Raw genomic sequence first — 24,283 nt, forward strand, 5'->3', positions numbered from 1 at the left:
TCAGAATAAACGTATCAAAATAGTTAAAGTTCACAAAACAGTAAATTTTAAGCTGTTAAGAATATGTTTACCCAAATACAATACGGTTTAAAACCACTGTTAGTATATATACCCACAGGACTTTTTACAATTCTTGTTTATTTAGAGATGTTTGCGAATTAGCCAATAGTATTATATTTAATTAATACCGAATATTTATTATACATATATGCATAATGTTTATAAAAATTGACTTTAACCCCCTCTTTCACGTTAAAATGCGAAGATGTGCTTAAAACAGATTTCAGAACTTTAAAATCTAAAAATCAGAATAGATATCTTAATAGGAGATACATAGCGATGGCAGATAAAAAAGCCACAGTCCATATTGATGGACTAGATCCAATCGAACTTCCAATTTATCAAGGCACTGCTGGCCAAGATGTAATCGACGTACGTACGTTAGGTTCACATGGTCACTTTACTTATGACCCAGGTTTCATGTCGACTGGTTCTTGTGAATCTGCAATCACCTATATTGATGGTGGTAAAGGTGTACTACTTCACCGTGGTTACCCAATTGAGCAATTAGCTGAAGATTCTAACTATATTGAGCTTTGCTACTTACTTTTAAATGGTGAGTTACCTTCTAAAGAACAATATGAAGTTTTTAAGAATGAAATCACTACAAGCACTATGCTTGACGAGAAGATTGCTAACTTTTTCCAAGGTTTCCGCTTTGACGCTCACCCAATGGCAATGCTTTGTGGCGTAGTGGGTGCGTTATCATCTTTTTATCATGAAGACCTTGATATTACTGATGCAGAACAACGTAAAACAAGCGCAGTTAAGCTAGTTGCTAAGTTACCAACTATTGCTGCAATGGCTTATAAAACAAACATCGGCCAACCGTTTGTATACCCACGTAACGATTTAAGCTACGCAGAAAACTTCTTACACATGATGTTCTCTGTACCTGCTGAAGAATATAAAGTTAACCCTGTAACTGCTAAAGCTATGGATAAAATCTTTATGCTTCATGCAGATCATGAGCAAAATGCATCGACTTCAACAGTTCGTCTTGCTGGTTCATCAGGTGCTAACCCGTATGCATGTATTGCAGCTGGTATTGCTTCTTTATGGGGACCTGCTCACGGCGGCGCTAACGAAGCATGTTTAAACATGTTAGAAGAGATTGGCTCTGTGGACCGTATTGATGAATACGTTGCTAAAGCTAAAGACAAAGCTGACCCATTCCGCCTTATGGGCTTTGGTCACCGCGTTTACAAAAACTTCGACCCACGTGCTACAGTAATGCGTCAAACGTGTCATGAAGTTTTAGCTGAGCTTAATATCCAAGATCCACTTCTTGATATTGCTATGAAGCTTGAGCAAATTGCCCTTGAAGACCCTTACTTTGTAGAGAAGAAACTATACCCTAACGTAGATTTCTACTCTGGTATTATCTTAAAAGCGATTGGTATTCCAACAAGCATGTTCACTGTAATTTTTGCAATGGCACGTACTGTTGGTTGGATCACTCACTGGGATGAGATGCTATCTCAACCTGGTCATAAGATCAGCCGTCCTCGCCAAATGTATACTGGTTACACTCAACGTGATTACGTATCAACTGACAAGCGTTAATTGACGCTGGTTAGTTTAAAAGGCCGCATTTAGCGGCCTTTTTTATTAACAGCACTTGAGAATTATCATAAACCGATTACAATCCCTGCCTTAAAAACACTATGTAGATGAGCTATGCCTACTTTAAAGTTTGATATAAATAAAATTAGAAAAGACTTCCCGACATTAAATCAAACAATAAACGGCTGCCCGCTTGTTTATTTAGACTCAGCAGCAACCTCACAAAAGCCTCAATCAGTTATAGATACAATTACTGAGTTTTATACGTCTCAAAATGCAAATGTACACCGTGGACGCCATACACTTAGCGAACAGGCCACTTATTCTTATGAACAAGTCCGGGATAAAACTGCAAGGTTTTTTAATGTCTTAAGTAAAGAGATTGTATGGACTAAAGGTGCTACAGAAGCCATAAATTTGGTCGCTAACGGCTTAAAAAAGCGTTTAGATGAAAGTCATACCATAATGATATCTCCGCTTGAGCATCACGCAAACATAGTGCCTTGGCAACTAGTAAGCCAACAGACGGGAGCTAAATTAGTCTCTCTGCCGCTTAATAATAACGGCACGCTAAACATACAACAATGCTGTAAATTTATAAAAGAAACAAAACCTGCCTTATTAGCTATTACACAAGCATCGAACACACTGGGTAATATCACTGATTTAAAGCCACTAATTGTAGCTGCAAAAGAGGTGAATTCGCTTGTTTTAGTGGACGGAGCCCAAGGTGCACTGCATTTAAAACCCGATTTACGTGAATTAAACTGTGACTTTTATGTTTGCTCAAGCCATAAAATGCTCGGTCCAACAGGCTTAGGTGTACTTTATGGCCAATATGAAGAGCTAAATACGCTAGATATTTACCAATCCGGCGGTGAAATGATCGATAAAGTTTACTTAACTCATAGCACTTATCGCCCTGCGCCTGCAAAATTTGAAACTGGCACACCAAATATTTCTGGAGTTTTAGGCTTTGGTGCCGCATTAGACTATTTAAATGAATTAGATCACGTGCAAATACAGCAATATGAACAAGAATTGTTTAGTTACGCGGCGCAAAAATTGGTAAAGGTGGATGGCATTACCATATTCAGCAACCTATCTGACAATATTGGTACACTCTGTTTTAATTTTAAAGATGAACATCCTTATGATTTGGCAACTTTACTTGACGGATATGGGGTTGCAGTCAGAAGCGGACACCATTGTACACAACCGTTAATGACACATTTAGGGCTTAATGGAACGTTAAGAGCGAGTTTTTCTTTTTATAATACCTACAAAGATGTAGATATATTCATTGATTCACTTAAAAAATGTATCGCTTTATTAGATTGAACACCAGTTTAATAGAATTAATTAGGATAACTCATGACAAATACGTTTAACAAAGTCACAGAATCTATAAAAAATGCACCTGCTTGGCAGCAAAAATATCGTGAAATAATGCTTTTAGGAAAAACGTTACCGGCTTTAGCTGATGTTTTAAAAACTGATGACGCCCTTGTCTCTGGTTGTGAAAGCAAAGTATGGATGTTCGTTGAATTTGACTTAACCGAAAATACACTTGTTGTAATAGGTGACTCTGATACTCGTATAGTAAAAGGATTATTAGCTATTATTTTAGCGCTTTATAACGGGCTTACACCAGAACAGGTAGTGAATAAAAATGCGTATGAAGAATTTGAAAAGCTAGGCCTTATTAGCCACTTAAGCGCATCACGTGGTAATGGTATTAAAGCCATGGTTGAAAAAATTCAAACCATGGCACAACACAAGCTTAAATAACCGAGGTCTGTTGATCTTTCAAGGTTAAATTGCAGCAGTCTGTTTGGTATTTAGGCAAGGCAGAGCCTAGGCTTGTGAGCGTTGTTTTTTATCTAAGTATTTACGTACAGCTTTAGCAGCAACAAAAAATCCAAAGCTTCCTGTGATCATAGTCACAGAGCCAAAACCATTATTACAGTCCATATTCATCGTGCCATCAGCACTTTGCTTAGCATGACATACGCTGCCATCGCTTCCTGGGTAAACCAATTGCTCTGTTGAGTAAACACAATCAATATTAAACTTACGTTTAGGATTATTACTAAAATTATATTGCTTGCGCAAAATATAGCGCACCTTTGCAAGTAATGGGTCTTGCGTAGTTTTAGCTACATCACCAAAAGTTATTTGGCTAGGATCTGTTTGCCCGCCAGCACCACCAGTTGTAATTATAGGTAGTTTATTACGTTTACAGTGAGCAATTAATGCTGCTTTTTCTTTAACTGCATCAATACAATCAATTACATAATCAAAACCTTGAATATGCTCTTGAATATTATCAAGCGTAATAAAGTCATCTATTACATTAATTTGGCACTGTGGATTAATGAGCTCGCAGCGCGCTTTCATTGCATCGACTTTAGCTTGACCAATAGTGCCCGTTAACGCGTGAATTTGTCTATTGACGTTAGTGGCGCAAATATCATCCAAATCAATCAATGTTATTTTACCAACACCAGTACGTGCAAGTGCTTCTGCTGTCCAACTTCCTACACCACCAATACCTACTACACAAAAATGTGCTTCTTGAAGCCAATCAAACTGTTGATGACCATATAAACGTTTAATACCACCAAAACGTATATCTGTAACTTTTTCGCTCATTTACCAATCCAGTTGCCATGGTGATTGCCATGCTTGAAAATCTTGATGTTTAATTAACGCCAAATACTCATCACCATTATCGGGTAATAAAGTTAGCTGTATTTGTTCACTTTGCCATAAAAAGCTCAATGCATATGCATGTAAATAGGTACGATTTGATAGCGAGCCTGAATACATTGCATCGCCTAAAATAGCTGCACCCACACTTTTTAGTGCCACTCTTAGTTGATGTGTTTTACCAGAGTAAGGCTTTAAAATATACCCTCTAAACCCTGGCTTATAACTCAGAGAATAGAATCGGGTGATTGCAGGGTTAAGTGTACTCGTTAGTAACTTAAACGAGCCACGGCGAGACTTAGCCATATCGCCTTTTATCCACCCCTGCTTCTTTTTTGGTTTAGCATCACTAATCGCTAAATAAAATTTAGCAATTGCATGCTCAGTAAACATAACAGTAAAGGTGGCCGCAGCGGCTTTGTTTCGCGCTAAAATAATCAGCCCTGATGTCACTTTATCTAAACGATGAACGGCATAAAGCTTTTGTGATAATTGTTGTTCGGCTAAAACAACAAAGCCGGGTCCCTCTTCAGAATGAAAATTAAGACCCGCTGGCTTTTCTAAAATATAAAAGTCGTTATGTGTATAAACAACTTTTAATATCTTACTTACTTGCTCACTCACACGTTTTTACTTTTAATATGCGCTATCACTTTAGCTAAGTCATCAGGCGTATCTACACCTGCATGAGGGGCTATTTGAGCTTGTTCTATTTTAATTTTATAACCGTGATACAAAACACGTAACTGCTCAAGTGATTCAAGTAATTCTAGTGGTGATACACTCAGCTCTATGTATTGTTTAATAAAACCCGCTCTGTACGCATAAATACCTACATGGCGTTGAAACGGGGCTAAATTAAGGGCAGTGCTATCACCCATCATCGTATTTCTATCAAACGGTATACTTGCACGAGAGAAATACAGGGCATTTTTATTTATATCGCTAACCACTTTAACGGCATTAGGATTAAATACTTCATCACGTTCTTCAATAGCAACACTTAACGTTGCCATTGGTGCTGTTGAATCACTTAATAGTGCAGCAACTTGAGATACGTTTTCTGGTGCAAGTAATGGCTCATCGCCTTGTACATTAACCACAATTGTATTGCTATCAAGTTTAAGCAAATCAACCACTTCAGCTAATCGTTCAGTACCCGACTGGTGATCTTCACGCGTCATTACTACATCATTAGTAAACATACTTACTGCATCAAATACTTTTTGATGATCGGTTGCTATAACTACTTTACTAGCACCTGATAAACATGCTTTTTCGTAAACGTGTTGAACCATTGGCTTGCCACAAATATCAGCAAGCGGTTTACCTGGTAGTCGGGTCGATGCAAAACGAGCAGGAATTACAACTACGAATTCCACTTTTCAACCTCTTCTAAAGATAACTCACGTGCTTCATTTTCAAGTAATACTGGAATATCGTCTTGAACAGGATAAGCAAGCTTAGCTGCTGTGCTAATTAGTTCGTTGTTTTCTCTGTCAAAGCGTAATTTTCCCTTACAAACAGGGCACGCAATTATCTCGAGTAATTTTGTATCAAAGGCCATTGAGTATTCCTTTTTCTTTTAATATTGAATTTAATGTGTTTATTACGCTATCGGTAGGTTGTGCATCTACTGGTAAATAATACCAATTAGGCTTTGCAAAGGACTTACATTTAACGGCATCTTTTTCGGTCATTATAATGCAATCATCACCAAATTGGGCAAAATCATCTACTGTATAAGCATAATGATCTCTAAAATGATGAGTCGATAATAACGTAATATCTTGTGCTTCTAATGAGTTTTCAAACCGTCTAGGGTTCCCAATTGCACTTATTGCATGTGCTTCACTTACGTTACTTTTTGCATAATCGCTTGAATTAACCAAGCGAAGATTACTTACTTGTAATGTGTAGCTACTATTAGCCTCACCACCATTTTCAATTACTATATCAACACTTTGCAATCGTTTAGTTGTTTCACGAAGTGGCCCTGCTGGCATAACAAAGCCATTACCAAAACGACGCTCACTATCAACAATACAACACTCAATGCTACGAGGCATTTTATAATGCTGCATTCCATCATCAGAAATAATAACATCGAGTGTATAATTATTTTCTAATAAATCGATATTGTGCTGTCTATTAGGCCCAACCGCTATTGGGCACTTTAAACGATGGTATAAAAGTACGGGCTCATCTCCAGCCTGCTGAGCATCTACAAGCTCAGTAACTAACAGTGGGTAATTTTCTGATTGCCCGCCATATCCTCTACTAATAATTCCTACTGATAAACCTTGCTGTGTTAAATGACCATACAGCCACAAAACAAAAGGCGTTTTACCATTACCGCCAACACTTATATTGCCAACTACAATTACAGGCGTTTTGCACTCAAAAGGTTTAAGTATTTTAGCGCTGTATAAGTATTTTCGAAATGACGATAAAACCCAAAACAAAGCACTTAATGGTAATAACAGTAAAGTAATTAGACCAAATGGTTTATACCAGCTTTGTTCTATTTTACTCACGCCTGATCACCAAACTGCATTTTGCAAAGGGCTGAATAAGTACCGTCATTTGCTAATAAGCTATTGTGATCGCCACTTTCTATTACACGACCATTATCAATAACATAGATTCGGTCACTGTTTTCGATTGTAGATAAGCGATGCGCAATAACAATTGAGGTTTTATCTTTCATTAGCGTTTCTAATGCTTGCTGAATAAGCTTTTCAGATTCGGTATCAAGTGCTGATGTTGCTTCGTCTAAAATCAAAATAGGTGCGTCTTTTAATATTGCACGTGCTATCGCTATACGCTGGCGTTGACCGCCGGAGAGCATTACGCCATTTTCACCTACCATGGTGTTTAATTGCTCTGGCAAGTCTTTAACAAACTCCCAAACATGCGCTTGTTTAGCAACTTGCTCTAATTCTTCCTCAGACACATCATGCTTTATGCCATAACAAATATTATTAGCAATCGTATCGTTAAATAACACGACTTGTTGAGACACTAAAGCAAATTGGCGACGCAAATCTGTTAATTTATAATCCTGCAGGGCTATACCATCAAGTAATATTTCACTCGGTAACTCTAAGTCATAGTAGCGTGGTAATAAATTAGAAATTGTTGATTTACCCGAGCCTGAGCGCCCTACTAAGGCAATACTTTCACCCGCTTTAATCGTTAGCGACAAATCATTTAATACGGCTTCATCTTTTGTTGGGTACTTAAAGGTTACATTTTTAACTTCAATTAACCCTTTAACTTTATCGACTGAAACGGTGCCAGTATCTTTTTCCATTTCTTCATCTAAAACTAAAAAAATACTTTGCGCGGCAGATATACCACGCTGCATATCACTATTAACATTGGCGAGTTGTTTTAGCGGTCGCAATAACATCATCATTGAGGCAATTAATGCCATGAAGTCACCTGAGGTAATCGTATCAATCATTGATGGAAGAGATACAGCCCATAAAATAACAGCCATAGCACTTGCTGCTAATATTTGAATAATTGATACACTTAAAGCTTTTGTCGCATCCATTTTAATGCGCTGCTGGCGATTATGATTATTAATCTTTGAGAAATGGTTTATTTCTTGGTCTTGTCCGCCAAATCCATGAATAACTTTATGTCCGCTAAGCATTTGTTCAGAGCTACGTGTAACCTGCCCCATAGCTGATTGAATACTTTTAGAAATATGGCGAAAACGTTTCGATACAACCGCTACAATAATGGCAACGAGAGGGATGATGACTAAAAATATAAGTGAGAGCTTCCAACTGGTATAAAACATTACACCAAGTAAAAAGACAACAAAGGCCCCTTCACGTACAACAATAAGTAACGCTTTAGTAATTGCTTGTTGAACTTGCTCTGTATCAAAAGTGATTTTTGAAATTAAATCGCCTGTAGAGTTTTTGTCATGAAAAGAAACGGGTAAATGCAATATGTGCTCAAATAACTCTTGGCGTAAAGAGCGTACAACTTGAGAGCCCACATAACTTAAACAGTACGAAGACATAAAGTTAAAAACACCACGCCCCAGTACTAACGCGATAACGACAAAAGGAGCGTACTTTAAAACTTCTGTATTTCGCTGGTTTAAACCTTGATCAATAAACGGCTTCATTAATTGAATGAATAAAGCATCCATTGCTGAATAGCCTATCATCCCAACAATTGCGATAAAAGCGACGCTTTTGTATGCGCCAACATACGAGACAAGACGTTTATAAATTTGTGCAGTACTTTGATCCATAACACTCTCTAAATACAGTAACTCCCTGTATTGTATCCTTCGATGAGATAAAACTAAACGTCAATCTTTGATAAACCAATAACTTTCCTGCCCTCTTGCTGTTTCTATGACCAAATTGTTTGAGTAGAATTTAATACTAATTTGTCCTTCAACGCCTGTTGTAAATTGCTCGGCGCTTATTGCTTTGTAACGCTCGACAACAACGGGCTTGGGAAATTCCCACTGTCCTTTATAAGCACTTGAATGAATCACAACTTTAGGGGCTACATAACTAATAAAATTAACACTTGAGGATGTATCACTGCCATGATGCGGGCTTAACATGACTGTACTTTTCAACGGTGTATTATTCGCTAATAAAGAGGCTTCACGGGATTTTGATATATCACCTGTAAATAACACACTATGAGTATTACTCGATACTCTAACAACGCATGAATCGTCGTTTTCATTTCCATACCCTCTAGTGCTAAAGCTTTCTACTCTTAAACCGAAAAAATCAACATTTTGAACTTCACACACATTAAGTGTATTTTCAGGATGAAATTGCTTTAATGTTTCCCCAAATCCAGCTTCAATAAAATGCTGTATTCCTCCAGCGTGATCGCTGTCTTCATGACTTAGAATCGCTGTTTTTACTGTGAAATTATTTGCTTTTATATAAGGCAATAAAATACTTCGCGTACGGCTAAAACGATTAAAATAACTTGGACCAAAATCATAGATAAGCACTTGGTTATCTTTTTCAATTAATGCCATGAGACCATGCCCAACATCAAACACATGAAGTTGCCAGTTAGGCTTTTCTTTTAGAAGATTATTCAATAAAAGTACTGTTAAAGGAATGAAACAGAGCAATTTATAGGGGAGGAAGTAAATCATCAACATAGTAATATAGGTAAAAATGACGAATATTAACTCGATTCTTCCTGTTGTCAGCCATCTTAACGACTCGGGTATTTCATAAAGTAATTTAAATAACGCATATAACCCTGTATCAAACAAATGTATTAAATTACCTATATCTATAAAAGTACTCAGTAATGTAAAAACAATCAAAAATGGTAAAATAATGATGGAAAGAAACGGTATCGCAATTAAGTTAATGACTAGGCCCGCAATACTCACGCCATTAAAAAAATAAAGTGAAAGTGGTAATAAACCGATAAACAATGCTACTTGAATAACAAATAACGCAATAATTTTGTTTTTTATTCGTGTATTTAATATTGGTAATTTATTAATAACAGTAAAAATTATAGCGACCGCTAAAAATGAAAAATACAGACCTGGATTAAGTAAATTAAATGGGTTAACAGCAAGCACTATAACCAAGGCAAATAAAATACTACGCCATCGCAGCGGCTGCTTAGCAAGAAAATAAAGTAACAAATAACAACCCAGCATAATTAGCGCTCGCGTTGCTGATACTAAAAAGTCACTTAAATATACGTAAACTAATGCAGCTATAAAACCGAACGAACTGTAGTAAAGTGTAAGGTTAAATGATTGACCAATTGAAAAGTTTATTTTCGTACAGATAAATCGAATGAATAAATAACCAAAGCTAAAAATCAAACCAATGTGTAAGCCCGATATAGCCAGTAAATGACTTAACCCAAGTGATTGCATTAATTGTTTATCTGTATAGCTCATTAACGATTTATCACCACTGAGTAATGCATAATAGAGCCACTGCAATCTTGTATTTGTATAGGTATTTTTGATGAATTTTTGATAATCTAGCACGATGCTTTGTTTATCGCTGTGTATTATATTAAGCTCTTTATTGAGCACTTTGCCTTTAAATAATATTCTATTTACAAATGCATAACGTTCAGTATCAAACACATTAAAATTTTTATTACTGCGAAAATATTTCAAATGGATTAATGCAGAGAATTCATCCCCGACTGTAAAAGGCTGTGGAGAATTAACACTGAGCATTGCTTTGGGTGCTCTAAAATTCGAAAAGCTACTCCCGTCTAATGCCACTATTTTGGCTTTGATATACTGAGGTTTTTTATCAGAAATAATCTCTTCAACAACTAATGTAGAATCAAGTGCATACTTTTCGTTCGGTTTTGGTATTTCAAAACTATAAAAAAGGTAAAAATGCATACCAACAAAGCAAATTGCACAAATAAAGCCTAACAATACGTTTAAAAACGGCTTAAAATAAGCGCTCACTATTACAATGAAAATTGTGAAGACTGTAAATTCGAGAGTTTGATAATAAAACACGGTTGCTACACAGCCAATTACAAACCCAAGACTTATCCACACTGATGTAAATGGTTGCTTTAAATGGCTAAAAAAACTATCCAAAGATTTTTACCTGATCCAAATAAAATTAGACATCATAAATCACTAAAAATATTTGGACGACTTTTGCAAGACGCAAATCTTTGGCATTTAAATAGACGTTCAGCTCGAGGGGCCTTCGCGGTCGGGTTATTTTTTGCTTTCATCCCTGTTCCTTTTCAAATGGTTTTAGCCGCAGCAGGTGCTATATTATTTAGGGTTAATTTACCCATATCAGTTGCTTTAGTATGGCTGACAAACCCATTAACCATGCCACCTATCTTTTATGGCTCATACTTAGTGGGTACGTTAATACTTAATCAGCCAGAACAACACTTTGTATTTGAAGCAAGTTGGTCTTGGTTTTTAGAAAGTATAGAAACAATTGGTCCTGCATTTTTATTAGGTTCACTAGTATGTGCTTCTATTGCATCAATTATAGGATATTTTGGTATCGATATTATTTGGCGCCGCTCTGTGAAAAAAGCATGGTTATCACGAAATAATTAGTGGCGTTAAAGCTAAATAATCGCTGCAATCCTAATCTAATAAAATATTATAGACGAAAAAAAACCAACTTTATCAAGTTGGTTTTTTTATAATCAATAAACTTTAAAAGCGAAATACACGCCTTAAGCCAACCAGTGGTAATAACAATAATGTATACCAAGGGAAGCTAGCAGAGTTACGCTCATAAACTTCAGCTTCTACTGGAGCACAGCTTTCTACTTCACCATTTGCAATGGGCGTTAGTTTAACTGCTATTGCAATACTCTCATATTCAATTTCACCATTAATATCAGTTACTACACCGCCCAATGAATCTAGCTTTTCAACTGTTTTAGTCGCAGTACCAAATATTTCATTATTTTCGTTGATAGCAGTCGCTTCAACCATAGTATAAGCGTAATCAGTTTCACCGTCGGTGTCATAACAAGGCAGTAAATCGTTTAGATTAGTGATTTTGTCTTCACCAATTTTGTAAATAAAGGCCTCTTTGAGTCGCGAGCTATCAGAAACACCCACTTCCCCTTCACCTACAATATAACCTTGGTTGTTTATATCGTTACCGTAAGAACTTGAGCTTGAAAAGTAATCAGTAGGGAAAACCGTACTACCCGTTGCTATATTATGGTAAAAGAATTTATTACGAAGAGTACCTTCAATACGTTTAGTCGCATAACCTGTAATTACATCGTTATCATTAATAGCAATTGATTTACCAGACTGCCAGTCATCTTCTTGATTAATAAAATCAACAACCGCACCGTCTTTAAAATAAACTGGCATTGTAAGAATCGTATCATCATTTTTGTAATAACGCGTATTTGATGAACCTACAATTGTACCGTTGTTGTTCACTGCTAGAGCAGTACTTGTAAATGCGTCATCTTCCGCTTCACCTTCGTCAGGTGTCAGTGCCATACCAAGCTCTTCAACAGATGTGATATTAAGTGATTCATCAAGTTCCCATTTAACAGCGCGCTTATTAAATAAGCCTCGTGAAATATTTGAATTTAACAAATTGATACATACTGACGTTGGTTCGTCTTCATTATCACAGTTATCATCAATATTATCTTGTCTGTCATCTGGAATGCTTGTAGACATGTTACCTACAACGGTATAACCACTGTTAGTTTTAATAATATCGTTGGCACGACTTGTACCACCATATTCATTAAACTCAGGCTCTAACTCAACACTTACACTGCCATCAGCGCTTATTACAATCCCACGCTCTATAAATTCATGAGTAAACCATGTTTCTGCATCATCCTCACCATCAGGTGTAAAAGATACTTTATCGTATGGGGCGCTTCCCCAACCGACTGTAACACCATCTTCAGTTACAGCATTAAAAAGGTTAGTAGTTGAACGTGTTAGTCCGTCATAATCAACAGATGCAATATCAAATAATGGTTGCTCAGTTATTTGTGTATCATTATATTTTATGCCTACTAATGAGCTTAATTTTTGATATTCAAAATTTGTAGAAATTGAAGATAAAAAACTAACCATGAAAGTGTGTGCATCAGCATTAGTCAGTACTGCATCATTATTTTCAATGTCATCAAGTGTGAAGGTAATCTCTTTATCACTTAATTCAAATGCTGCCTCAGTATTGTCATAGCTATTTTCAATAAGGTTTTCAGTAAAATCTATATAGCTTGTATCAATAGGTAAATTGTATAAACCATTTGCGAAACCAATAATATGCCCGCTTTCGCTTACATCTGTTACATAAGAATATTTAGCGTCTTCAAGAGTCCCTAATTCACTTAACTGGTACGTCGCACTTGTTGCTGAAGTGCTTAATGTCGCTAAAATACTGGCAGCGAGTAATTTATATTTCATTTTAGTCCTTACTACTGATTCTGTAATTCTTCAAGTTCTTCCCAGCGCTCAAGGGCAGCTTCAAGGTCAGACTCAAGTTGTGCTAAATGGTTCAATGCTTTAGTTGTTACATCACTCTCTTGTTTAAAAAAGTTTGCGTCACTCACTACAGCTTGTTGAGCTTCAATTTCAGCTTCTAGTTTTTCCATTTTATTCGGTAGTTGCTCTAATTCAAGTTTTAATTTGTAAGAGAGTTTATTTGTCTTAGCTGCTGGTTTTGCAGCTGGAGCGGCTACTTTTTCAACTTTTTTTACTGGTTGTTGCTGAATTTTTTTTTCTTGTTCAGCTAAGTAACCTACATAAGCTTCATAGTCGCTATAACCACCGACGATATCTGTTACTTTACCATTGCCTTCAAATGCCCATACACTAGAACATGTATTATCAATAAATTCTCGGTCATGGCTTACAATCAGCACTGTACCTTGATATTGATTAATAATGTCCTCTAATAACTCTAACGTTTCAATGTCCAAGTCATTCGTTGGCTCATCGAGAACAAGTATATTAGATGGTTTTAAAAACAGTTTAGCTAATAGCAGTCTATTTTTTTCACCACCAGAGAGTGCTTTAACCGGGGTTCGAGCGCGAGCTGGAGGGAATAAAAAGTCTTGCAGGTAACCTAAGACATGGCGTGAACGACCGCCCATCATCACTTCTTGTTTACCTTCGGCAACGTTATCTTGAACAGTTGCTTCTTCGTCAAGTTTTTCACGGTATTGGTCAAAGTAAGCAAACTCTAAATTAACACCTTGCTTAGTAATACCACTATCAGGTTCTAAATCACCAAACATTAGTTTTAATAGTGTTGTTTTGCCAATACCATTTGGCCCTACTAAGCCAATTCTGTCGCCACGCATTACAAGTGTCGAAAAATCATCAGCAATAACTTTGTCTTTAAATGCATGGCAAAGGTTCTTAGCTTCAAATACCAACTTACCTGAGCGATCAGCTGTTTCAATATTAAAGTCAGTTTTTCCAACTTGATCAACACGTTGCTTGCGCTCATTACGTAGCTGTTTTAGCTCTCGAACACGCCCTTCGTTACGCGTTCTTCGCGCTTTAACACCCTGGCGAATCCACGTTTCTTCTTCAGCTAAACGCTTATCAAACAATGCATTTTGCGCTTCTTCTACTTTTAAATCATGCGCTTTTTGCTCTAGATAAGTCGCGTAATCACCTGGGTACGAAATAAGTTTACCGCGATCTAAATCTAAAATACGCGTAGCGACAGCGCGAATAAACGCACGGTCATGCGATATAAATACAATGCCGCCTTTAAATTCTTTTAAAAACTGTTCAAGCCACATTACACTTGCCATATCTAAATGGTTTGTTGGCTCATCTAGTAATAATAAGTCAGGCTCACTTACAAGTGCACGCGCAAGTGCTACTTTACGTAACCAGCCACCAGAAAGAGACTCAAGCTTAGCCTCTGGTGTTAATTCTAATTGTGTCAAAACTAATTGAATTCGGCTATCAAAACGCCAACCATCAGCGGCTTCAAGTTGGTTTGATAAACGTTCAAGTTTATTTAATAACTTATCAGTACATTGTGTTTGCAGTTCGTTGCTAACATGATGAAAATCAATGAGTAGGTTAGCGATTTCTGGCATACCCTGTGCCACGTAATCAAATACAGTTCCGCTTGCACCTTTTGGTGGATCTTGCTCTAAACGAGAAATTCGAATACCACCAAGCTGATTTATTTCACCATCATCTAAAACAACTTGTCCATCGAGTACTTTTAATAACGTTGACTTGCCCGCGCCATTTCGACCAACTACACACACTCTTTCGCCACTTTCTATAACGGCGTCTGCTTTGTTAAGCAAAGCATGTGTACCAAAAGCAAGTTGTGCTTTTAAAATTCTTATTAAATCCATAGTTCTTATTTGCTCTTATTCTGCTTGTGCTAAAAATTCGCGCACAGAGTGTAAAGTAAAAGGCCAATATAATTTCTCGCCTTTTTCACTTTTTAATACAGGAATAGTAATTTGATACTCAGCAATAAGCTGCTCATCAGTCATAATATCGATTAGTAATAACTCACTGTTGTCATTTAGTACATCAGTGATAAGTTGCTCAGCCTGTTCGCACAAGTGGCAACCATCAGTATGATATAAAATCCATTTAGCCATGCGTAATTAGCCAGCTATTATGGATTTTTTTATTACGTTTGAAGTCTGGTGATAGCGTTTTATCTGAGATATTAACGGCTTTTAAACCTAAACCAATCAGGCCAACTTCATCCATTACAAAACCACGTTTGTTATTAGAGAAAATCAAAGTACCTGATGGACTTAAGATCTTTTTAACCCACGTTAATAATTTAATATGATCGCTTTGCACATCAAACGCGTCTTTCATACGTTTTGAGTTTGAGAACGTTGGAGGGTCTAAAAATATCAAATCATATTGTGCTGTCGCATGCTCTAACCACTTTAAACAATCTGCTTGTTCAAAACGGTAACGTGTATTACTGATATTGTTTAAATCGAAGTTATCTTGGCCCCATTTTAAATAGGTTTTTGATAAATCAACTGTTGTAATTGCTTTAGCGCCACCAAGTGCAGCATGCACAGAGGCAGTACCTGTGTATGCAAACAAGTTTAAAAAGCGTTTATCTTTCGCATTTTCTTGAATATAACGACGCATTAAACGGTGATCTAAAAACAAACCTGTGTCTAAGTAGTCAAATAAATTAACTTTAAACTTAGCACCAAACTCTTCAACTACCATAGTTCGGTTTTGTTTAGACATGGCCGTATACTGCTCTTCGCCCTTTTGCTTTTTACGCACTTTTACAGCAATATTTTCAGGTGAGATATCAAGTTGTTGCGAAGTCAACGTTATTACGTCTTGCAGGCGTTTTTCTGATGTTTTTTCATCAATTTCTTTAGGCGCTGCATATTCAAAAATAACCGCAGAATCACCGTAAATATCTACAGCAACATTGTACTCAGGGATATCCGCTTCATAAACACGATAAGCGTCTACTTTATTTTGTTTAAGCCAGTTTTTTAAGCCTTGCTTATTCTTTTTCAATCTATTTGCGAATGACGTAGAACCTTCAAAGTTAAGCGCTTTTTTATCATCGGTGGTCAAACTTACTTGCTTATCATCTAATTGATATAAGTTAAGTTCAACATCAAGTGGGCCATTTTTAAACTTATAACGCTTAAGGCGCACAAGTTTTAAAAGTTTAAATAAGCTCTCGTCCATACCTAGTAAGGCAAGTTTCCAATGATTAAAGTGCTTTTTAAAGCCAACACCTAAATTACGGTGTAAATCAACAAGCTCAGCCATAGAACCAATACGCTCACCGTAAGGTAAGTTTGAAATTACAACACCCGGTAATTTTGCAACAGCAGTAAGTTTAGTGGCATCACTTTGCTTAAACTTAATAACATCATCAAGCTCAGCACGTTTGGCATTATCAATCGCTTTATTTAAAACTTGTTCATCGTAATCGTGGCCAATTAACCACAATTTAGGATCGGTAATGTTAGCAAGTAACTCTTCTTTAAGTTCTTTAAACTTAGCGGCTCTAAAACTAGGTAAACGCTCAAAAGCAAAGCCTTCACGAAATAATCCCGGTGCTTCGTTTCGTGCCATGCCGGCAGCTTCGATTAAAATAGTCCCTGCACCACAACATGGATCGAATAAAGGTTGTTTTACATTATCAAGCCAACCACTTCGTTTAATTAATGCAGCAGCTAAATGTTCTTTAATTGGTGCTTTACCTTGACCTTGACGGTAACCACGTTCAGACAAACGAGGGCCCGAATAATCAATATACATAGAAACGCCGTAACGATTTAATCGTGCAACAACACGCACATTTGCATCTTGCTTATCAACGTTAGGACGCTGCTCGTATAAATCATTAAAGTAGTCAACAATCGCATCTTTTATTACAAGACCCGAAAATTGTGTGTTTTTTAATGAGTCATTGGTACCGTTGAAGTCGACAGCGAATGTTTGAGTTGGTCCAAACCACTCTTGCCAAGGTTGCGAGCGAGCAAAATTATACAGGCTATTCTTGTCATCTACGCCTTCTTTTTCTTCAATAAGCATAAGCACACGCGTTGCAAAACGACTTGATAAACAAACCTTTTGCGCCAGTAATGAGTCAGCCTCAAAACGAACAGAACCAACAGTTTGCTTAGACACAGTTGCGCCAAGTTCTGTTAGTTCATCAACCAATAAATTTTCGATTCCGATAGAAGTAAGTGCGATAAATTGCAAAGTAATAACCCTTAATAGCTAATTGCGCAGGATTATAACATAGGTTGGGCGACAAACACGCCATAAAGACACGCTTAAAAACTTAAATTTGGTTAGGCGGTTTGACTTTGATATTGCTGATTTAGGATGGGGTGAACTCGATTATTCAAAATACGGATTACTTCAAATTGTGCTAAAGATAAATTTTCGTCTAATTTAAAGGTTTCGCTTAAATTTAAGCAAATAGATGCATCAGGGCAATGCTCTACAATTAAAAAATCGCCAGTCTGCGCTTTAGATATTAATTTAACTATTGCTTCGACACTAGGCTCTGTTCCAGTGTACTCTTCAAAAAACCAGCTTTTTGATAAAACGGGTTTTAAATAATACTTAACAGCGGTTGCATTTAGCGATATTTGACAAATTTGAGCAGCAGACCACAATTCAAACCCATCTAAATAGTTATAAACTTGTTCATAAAATGCAGCATCTTCGAGACTAAAACGTGGATTTTTAAAAACAGAATCGGTGAGTTGTCTTAACTTATAGGGCGTACATAATTGCATGTCGTCATTTAAATCAAGTAACAAACGATTTTTATTAGGACAAGTAATCCACTGCCATTGCTTTGATGCTTGTAACATTTACTCCTCCTTGGGTATGTTGAATAATTATTGCTCACAGTATAACCGCTTTTGACCACTTTTAAAATGCTTGCTTAGAACATTTATCGAACGATCAAAAGCTTAGATAACTGATCCTTATAAGCCGTTAACGATCGACTTTACCAATTGTGGACCTTTGTAGATGAACCCAGTATAAACCTGGACTAAATTTGCGCCTGCATCGAGCTTTTCTTTTGCAGATTGCGCATCATCTATTCCGCCTACTCCGATGATTGGTAACTTACCTTGTGTTAAGCGTTTCAATTCACTCACTACCTCTGTAGAACGCATTCTAACTGGGTGACCTGATAAGCCGCCGGCTTCTTCTGCATATAGCTGGCCCATAACTGCAGCTCGCTCAAGCGTGGTGTTGGTGGCAATTACACCATCGATTTTATTATTTAAAAGTGACTCACTTACTTGCTCTATTTGAATTTGATCTAGATCCGGTGCAATTTTTACAAGCATAGGCACTTGTTTATTGTGCTTTGCAACTAAATCTAACTGTTCGTTTTTAAGACTTTGCAGTAAATCATCAAGTGCAGCGCCATATTGCAAATCACGCAAGCCAGGTGTATTTGGTGATGAAATATTTACCGTAATATATGAGGCATGTTCAAATACTTTACGCATACAATGAATATAGTCATCTTTACCTTGTTCATTTGGCGTATCTTTATTTTTACCAATATTAATACCGAGTATGCCGCTGTATTTTGCTGCTTTTACATTTGCAACTAAGTTATCAACGCCTTTATTATTAAAACCCATACGGTTAATAATAGCGTTTGATTCTGGCAACCTAAAAATACGAGGTTTATCATTACCAGCTTGAGCACGCGGCGTAATAGTGCCAACTTCAATAAAACCAAAGCCCATTTGGCTGAATGCATCAATACATTCCGCATTTTTATCAAGGCCAGCTGCTAGCCCTACAGGGTTTTTAAATTTCAGACCCAAAAAATCGACTGGCTTATCAGAAATATTTTGCGACCAAGCTAAATTTAAAGGTGTATTGGTAAAACGACGAAGATTATTAAGTGCAAACTCATGCGCCCACTCCGCATCACGGGTAAACATAAAACGGCGAGCTAAATCATAAAACATCAATATAATTCTCTTTTTAAATTTTAGACAAAAAAATACCTCAGACAAGGCTGAGGTATTGTATAACAATTTTAACAATCAGTTATTTATTTACTAAACAATTAACTGATTAAAGCTAAATTATTTTCCTGACGTATCACAATTGTGGCTTAACAACATAAGTTCACGAAGTGCAACCGAGAACTTAGCAAAGTCGTGGCTTTGTGATGTTTTAAACTCAGCCAGCATTTGTTTCCAGCGTTGAAGTAATAAATCTTGGCTATCCATCCACTCGTCTATTTGACTATCAACATCGCTCTCATCACCTTCAAAGCTATTTAATACAACTTCAGATAACGTACGTTGCTGCCAATCAAGCTCTTCTCGATAAGACGAGCGAGCAAGTGCTTGCCAATGATTTGCTACTGGTTGCTTAGTTATTTGCTCTAAGAACCAATGCAGACCCATTCTTGCACCTAGTTTAAAGTAAGTATTGGACACCATCGAAATACTCTTACCTGAACTATTCGCAACTTCTGCTAAATCCATCACAGAGAATAAGCTTGATAAAGAAACAATACGATTAGCTATATCTGTTGGAACACCCGCGTCAATTAACTTATTGGCCTCAATTACAATACGATCATTTTCTTTTTCAATCATATACGTATTTAAGTTATCGCTTAAATCTTTGAATGTTGGCGCAAAGAATTCAATTCCTTGTTCAATAGTTTGTGACTTATTACGATGACGTAAGAACCAACGCGTTGCTCGGCGCACAGTACGACGAAGTTGGTAAAGCATTTCAGTTTGAACTGCTGCTGGTATTTTATTATCAAGTGCACTAATAGAAGACCATGTTTCACGCATTTCAAATATTTCGCTAGCAATTGAGTAACACATTGCTATCTCAGCTTCATTAGCACCAGTTTCTTCATGCATACGTACCATGAAGTTTAAACCCATATCGTTAACGATACTGTTAGCAAGTTTAGTTGCAATAATTTCTTTACGAAGTGGGTGGTTGTTCATCGCATCGTTAAACTTCTCACGTAGAGGACGTGGGAATGACTTAACAAGCAATTGGCGATAGTAAGGGTTTTCAGTAATTTCATCACTTACTAAAGACTCTTTTAATACCATTTTTGCGTAAGACACTAGCACTGAAAGCTCAGGACGAGTTAAGTCTTTACCTGCAGCGGCGCGTTCTGCCAATTCTTCATCACTTGGAATAAATTCGATAGCACGGTTTAACTTGCCTTCTTTTTCAAGCGCATGAATAAAGCGAATCTTTTCTTTGAGCGTTGAAGTTCCTTTAGACTGCGTAATTGAAATAGTATGTGTTTGACGGTAACAGTCTTTTAATACTAATTCAGAAACTTCATCTGTCATTGAGTAAAGTAGCTCATCACGTTGTTTACGTGTTAGGTCACCTTCAGCTACTAGGCCATTAAGTAAAATCTTTATATTTACTTCGTTATCTGAACACGCAACACCACCAACATTATCAATAAAGTCCGTGTTTACGCGCCCGCCTTTAGCTGCAAATTCAATTCTGCCAAGTTGAGTAGTACCTAAGTTACCCCCCTCACCTAAAATTTTAGCGCCTAAATCTCTACCATTAATACGTAACGCATCGTTTGCACGATCCCCTACATCTGCATCAGTTTCTTTAGAGTTTTTGATATACGTTCCGATACCGCCATTCCACAGTAAATCAAACTCCATCATTAACGATGCTTTTATTAATTCGTTTGGCGTCATACTCGCTTTTTTAGTGCCCAACATTTTTTTCATTTCTGGGCTAAGCGTAATTGATTTAGCTGCACGAGAGAAAACACCACCACCGGCAGAAATTAACTCTTTGTTATAATCATCCCACGATGAACGCGGCATATTGAATAAACGTTCGCGCTCAGGGTAAGAAGTAGCAGCATCTGGGTTTGGATCAACAAAAATGTGCATATGGTTAAAGGCAACTTGTAACCGAATATGCTTAGATAACAACATACCATTACCAAATACATCACCAGCCATATCGCCTATAGCTACCACTGTAAAGTCAGTCGTTTGACAATCGATATCCATTTCACGGAAATGTCGTTTAACTGACTCCCATGCGCCTTTAGCTGTAATACCCATTTTCTTATGATCGTAACCAACCGAGCCACCTGATGCGAATGCATCGCCTAGCCAGAAATTGTATTCATTAGCTATGCCGTTTGCGATATCAGAGAACGTAGCTGTACCTTTATCCGCTGCAACCACCAGGTATGCATCATCTTCATCGTGGCGAACAACATCTCGAGCTGGCACTACTTCACCGCGCTCTATGTTATCTGTAATATCTAGAAGACCACGGATAAAAATTTTGTAACACTCTTGGCCTTCTTTTATAAACGCTTCGCGCTCACTAGGTAATTGTTTACATACAAAACCACCTTTAGAGCCAACAGGTACAATTACTGTATTTTTAACTTGTTGCGCTTTAACTAAGCCAAGTACTTCAGTACGGAAGTCTTCACGACGGTCAGACCAACGCAGACCACCACGCGCTACTTTACCGTAACGTAAATGCACACCTTCAACGCGCGGAGAATAAACAAAAATTTCAAACGCAGGAAGTGGAAGTGGTACATCAGGAATTAAACTAGGCTGTATTTTAAACGAAACATAAGATTTAAACTGACCTGCATCATCTTTTTGGAAATAGTTGGTACGTAGCGTCGCAACAATCATATCTACGTATAAACGTATAATGCGGTCATCATCAAGGTTTGCTACATTTTCAAGTTCTAAGTAAATTTGCGTACTTAACTTTTCAAGTGTTTTAGCACTTGCTGGGCTCTTAACTGAGAACTTTTTAGCAAATAAATTAACAATTTGCGCTGCAATGTTTGGATAATTTGCAAATGTGCTTTCAATGTAACTTTGTGAGAACGTTACACCAATTTGACGCATGTACTTAGCGTAAGCACGTAAAATAGAGGCTTCGCGGCCAGTTAGGCCACCCATTAACACTAAACGGTTAAAACCATCATTTTCAAGGCGGTTGCCCCACACATTTGTTAATGCAGCGCGAAAACGTGCTGAAATTTTATCAAAGTCTGCCATCCCTTTGCTGTCAATAAGCATCGAGAAATCCATGATCCAGTTAATACGACCATCGCTAGTTTTAACTGAATATGGTGTTTCACCAACAACGCGCAGACCAAAGTTTTCAAGCATTGGCATAACATCAGATAAGTGAATTGGCTCATCTTTATGGAATAAGCTTAATCGTACAATATTACTGTTTGCTTCTTCTTGAGGACGGTAAAACAGCATTTCTAGCTTGTTTTCATCGCTAAGTAGTTCTAACTTTTCGATATCAACAACCGCAGCACTTGGAAGCACTTCGTCTTTGTATGAGCGTGCAAACGCATTACAGTATTTACGATTTAAATCGTTACCACGTGCTTCACCCGCAGACTCTAAAAGTGCAGATTGAAGTTTATCTTCCCACGTACGTGCAGCTTCTACTAAATTGTTTTCGATGTCTTTCACGTTATATTCGATCTTGTTGTCGGTCACACGAACGGTGTAATGAGTACGCGCCAGTGTTGACTCAGAGAAATAAGTAGTAAATTCGACTTTATCGTCAGAATTAAATGCATTAGCTAATATATCTTGCGTTTCACGGCGAAGAGCCGTGTTATAGCGTTCGCGAGGAACATAAACCATGCAAGATAAAAAGCGACCATACGCATCTTTACGTACAAACAAGCGACACATATCGCGCTCTTGTACTTGTAAAACACCCATAGCAACTTCAAGTAGCTCACTTTCGCGCGCTTGAACTAGCTCGTCACGTGGGTAGGTTTCTAAAATATTTAAAACAGCTTTGTAAGCGTGTGTACCTTTAGCAAAATCACACATTTCCATAATGCGGTTAATTTTACTTTTTAAAACAGGCACATCAGTAGCACTATTATTGTAAAAGCTTGATGAGAACAAACCAATAAAGCGGTCTTCACCAATTACATTGCCTTCATCGTCAAAACGCTTAATACCTACGTAATCAATGTAGGCTGGACGGTGAACGCGAGAAACAGAGTTTGTTTTTGTTAAGATCAGTAGGTTGCTACTGCGTGCTTCTTGGCGAGCAACTTCTGGTAATTCTGATAATAATCGTGTGTGTTCTTCAGTAGAGTTTTTCATCAAGCCAAGGCTTGATTCCATTTTACCTTTTAATTGGTAATCACCTTGAACTGGGCTTAGCTCATATTCACGGTAACCCATTAGGGTAAAGTTATCTTTCGCTAACCAATCTAAAAACTCAGTTGTTTCTGAAACTTCTTCTGTCGTTTTATTATGATGACGTTTAGGTAACTCTTTGGTTACTGCAATCAATTTTTTACGAATTGGCTGCCAATCATCAACAGCAACTGATACATCAACAAGCACAGACTCTAACTCTTTCTTGAAAGACTCAATCACAGAAGAATCTGTTTGACGGTCAATTTCAATAAAAAATACTGTTTTAGTAGATGAGGATTCTTGCTCTGCTTTTAAATTTGATAATCCAGAAATTTTAGCGTTTTCATCGCGCTTAATTTTTAATGGGCAGTGAAGTAATAAGTGAGAGGCGATATTTTCACGAGTCATGGCCATACGAACAGAATCAACTAAAAACGGCATGTCTTTAGTAATAATCTCTACGATTGTATGTGATGACTGCCAGCCATCTTTTGCCACTTCAGGGTTGAAAACGCGGATAACAGCGTCGTCGGTAGTATTTTTTTCTAGCGAGTTCCAAAGGCTTAATGCTGCGCCATATAGGTCACTATCGTTGCGGTTTGCCAAATCCTCTTTAGACATATTGCTGTACAAGGCTTTGGCGAATTTCTCAACGAGTAACACATTATCAGCGCGAACTTTTTTCTGGATCAGCTTACAGACATTATCTAGGATAACCGAGGCTTGGCCTTCATTTCGTGTCATT

At 37.3% G+C, this 24,283-nt stretch carries 18 protein-coding genes; 4 read left to right on the forward strand and 14 right to left on the reverse strand.

Going from position 1 to position 24,283, the window contains the following annotated elements; genetic code table 11:
* Positions 1-339 precede the first annotated feature (339 nt).
* From RB214_RS08865 to RB214_RS08875, 3 genes are all read left to right on the forward strand, one after another.
* Entirely contained in the window at positions 340-1,626 is a 1,287-nt protein-coding gene (locus tag RB214_RS08865; protein ID WP_002961796.1) for a citrate synthase, read from the forward strand.
* A gap of 114 nt (positions 1,627-1,740) precedes the next feature.
* Entirely contained in the window at positions 1,741-2,967 is a 1,227-nt protein-coding gene (locus RB214_RS08870) for a SufS family cysteine desulfurase (RefSeq protein WP_309166159.1), read from the forward strand.
* Positions 2,968-3,000: 33 nt separating this feature from the next.
* Positions 3,001-3,417 (forward strand): SufE family protein, encoded by a 417-nt coding sequence (locus RB214_RS08875; RefSeq protein ID WP_309166162.1) that lies wholly within the window; start codon positions 3,001-3,003, stop codon positions 3,415-3,417.
* A 66-nt stretch (positions 3,418-3,483) separates the two neighbouring features.
* Here the strand turns inward: RB214_RS08875 and tcdA are convergent, their stop codons facing one another.
* The 7 genes from tcdA to RB214_RS08910 are packed head-to-tail and all read right to left on the reverse strand — an operon-like array spanning position 3,484 to position 10,945.
* Positions 3,484-4,281 carry a tRNA cyclic N6-threonylcarbamoyladenosine(37) synthase TcdA gene (tcdA, locus tag RB214_RS08880; protein ID WP_101163776.1) on the reverse strand — a complete coding sequence of 266 codons (798 nt, stop codon included), beginning with the start codon at positions 4,279-4,281 and terminating at the stop codon, positions 3,484-3,486.
* Positions 4,282-4,962 carry a TIGR01621 family pseudouridine synthase gene (locus RB214_RS08885; RefSeq protein WP_002961792.1) on the reverse strand — a complete coding sequence of 227 codons (681 nt, stop codon included), beginning with the start codon at positions 4,960-4,962 and terminating at the stop codon, positions 4,282-4,284.
* Positions 4,959-5,720 (reverse strand): 3-deoxy-manno-octulosonate cytidylyltransferase, encoded by a 762-nt coding sequence (kdsB, locus tag RB214_RS08890; RefSeq protein ID WP_002961791.1) that lies wholly within the window; start codon positions 5,718-5,720, stop codon positions 4,959-4,961. Before kdsB ends, RB214_RS08885 begins: the two co-directional genes overlap by 4 nt.
* Entirely contained in the window at positions 5,708-5,905 is a 198-nt protein-coding gene (locus RB214_RS08895) for a Trm112 family protein (protein ID WP_002961789.1), read from the reverse strand. Before RB214_RS08895 ends, kdsB begins: the two co-directional genes overlap by 13 nt.
* Positions 5,895-6,875 carry a tetraacyldisaccharide 4'-kinase gene (lpxK, locus tag RB214_RS08900; RefSeq protein ID WP_309166169.1) on the reverse strand — a complete coding sequence of 327 codons (981 nt, stop codon included), beginning with the start codon at positions 6,873-6,875 and terminating at the stop codon, positions 5,895-5,897. The genes RB214_RS08895 and lpxK overlap by 11 nt, the downstream gene beginning before the upstream one ends.
* Positions 6,872-8,617 carry a lipid A export permease/ATP-binding protein MsbA gene (msbA, locus tag RB214_RS08905; protein WP_149602576.1) on the reverse strand — a complete coding sequence of 582 codons (1,746 nt, stop codon included), beginning with the start codon at positions 8,615-8,617 and terminating at the stop codon, positions 6,872-6,874. The genes lpxK and msbA overlap by 4 nt, the downstream gene beginning before the upstream one ends.
* 60 nt (positions 8,618-8,677) lie before the next feature.
* Entirely contained in the window at positions 8,678-10,945 is a 2,268-nt protein-coding gene (locus RB214_RS08910) for a DNA internalization-related competence protein ComEC/Rec2 (protein WP_309166172.1), read from the reverse strand.
* Between RB214_RS08910 and RB214_RS08915 the strand changes: the two genes are divergently transcribed.
* Positions 10,925-11,431, forward strand: a complete 507-nt coding sequence (locus RB214_RS08915; protein ID WP_024595571.1) for a DUF2062 domain-containing protein — start codon at positions 10,925-10,927, stop codon at positions 11,429-11,431. The genes RB214_RS08910 and RB214_RS08915 overlap by 21 nt on opposite strands.
* 102 nt (positions 11,432-11,533) lie before the next feature.
* On the opposite strand, the gene RB214_RS08920 is transcribed toward RB214_RS08915, so the two are convergent.
* From RB214_RS08920 to RB214_RS08950, 7 genes are all read right to left on the reverse strand, one after another.
* Positions 11,534-13,279, reverse strand: coding sequence for a DUF3466 family protein (locus tag RB214_RS08920; protein ID WP_309166175.1), 1,746 nt, complete (start codon positions 13,277-13,279; stop codon positions 11,534-11,536).
* Between the two features lie 11 nt (positions 13,280-13,290).
* Positions 13,291-15,204: an ABC transporter ATP-binding protein gene (locus RB214_RS08925; protein ID WP_002961781.1), complete on the reverse strand. Its 1,914-nt coding sequence runs from the start codon at positions 15,202-15,204 to the stop codon at positions 13,291-13,293.
* Between the two features lie 15 nt (positions 15,205-15,219).
* Entirely contained in the window at positions 15,220-15,459 is a 240-nt protein-coding gene (locus tag RB214_RS08930) for a glutaredoxin family protein (protein ID WP_002961779.1), read from the reverse strand.
* Complete coding sequence (gene rlmKL / locus RB214_RS08935; RefSeq protein ID WP_138489126.1) at positions 15,452-17,569, reverse strand: bifunctional 23S rRNA (guanine(2069)-N(7))-methyltransferase RlmK/23S rRNA (guanine(2445)-N(2))-methyltransferase RlmL; 2,118 nt, start codon at positions 17,567-17,569, stop codon at positions 15,452-15,454. The genes RB214_RS08930 and rlmKL overlap by 8 nt, the downstream gene beginning before the upstream one ends.
* Positions 17,570-17,661: 92 nt before the next feature.
* Entirely contained in the window at positions 17,662-18,192 is a 531-nt protein-coding gene (locus tag RB214_RS08940) for a cell division protein ZapC (RefSeq protein WP_309166180.1), read from the reverse strand.
* A 117-nt stretch (positions 18,193-18,309) separates the two neighbouring features.
* Entirely contained in the window at positions 18,310-19,320 is a 1,011-nt protein-coding gene (gene pyrD, locus RB214_RS08945; RefSeq protein ID WP_309166183.1) for a quinone-dependent dihydroorotate dehydrogenase, read from the reverse strand.
* Between the two features lie 120 nt (positions 19,321-19,440).
* Entirely contained in the window at positions 19,441-24,282 is a 4,842-nt protein-coding gene (locus tag RB214_RS08950; protein WP_309166185.1) for an NAD-glutamate dehydrogenase, read from the reverse strand.
* Position 24,283: the final 1 nt, after the last annotated feature.

Source organism: Pseudoalteromonas sp. HL-AS1 (genome assembly GCF_031198785.1).
Classification (GTDB): domain Bacteria; phylum Pseudomonadota; class Gammaproteobacteria; order Enterobacterales; family Alteromonadaceae; genus Pseudoalteromonas; species Pseudoalteromonas distincta.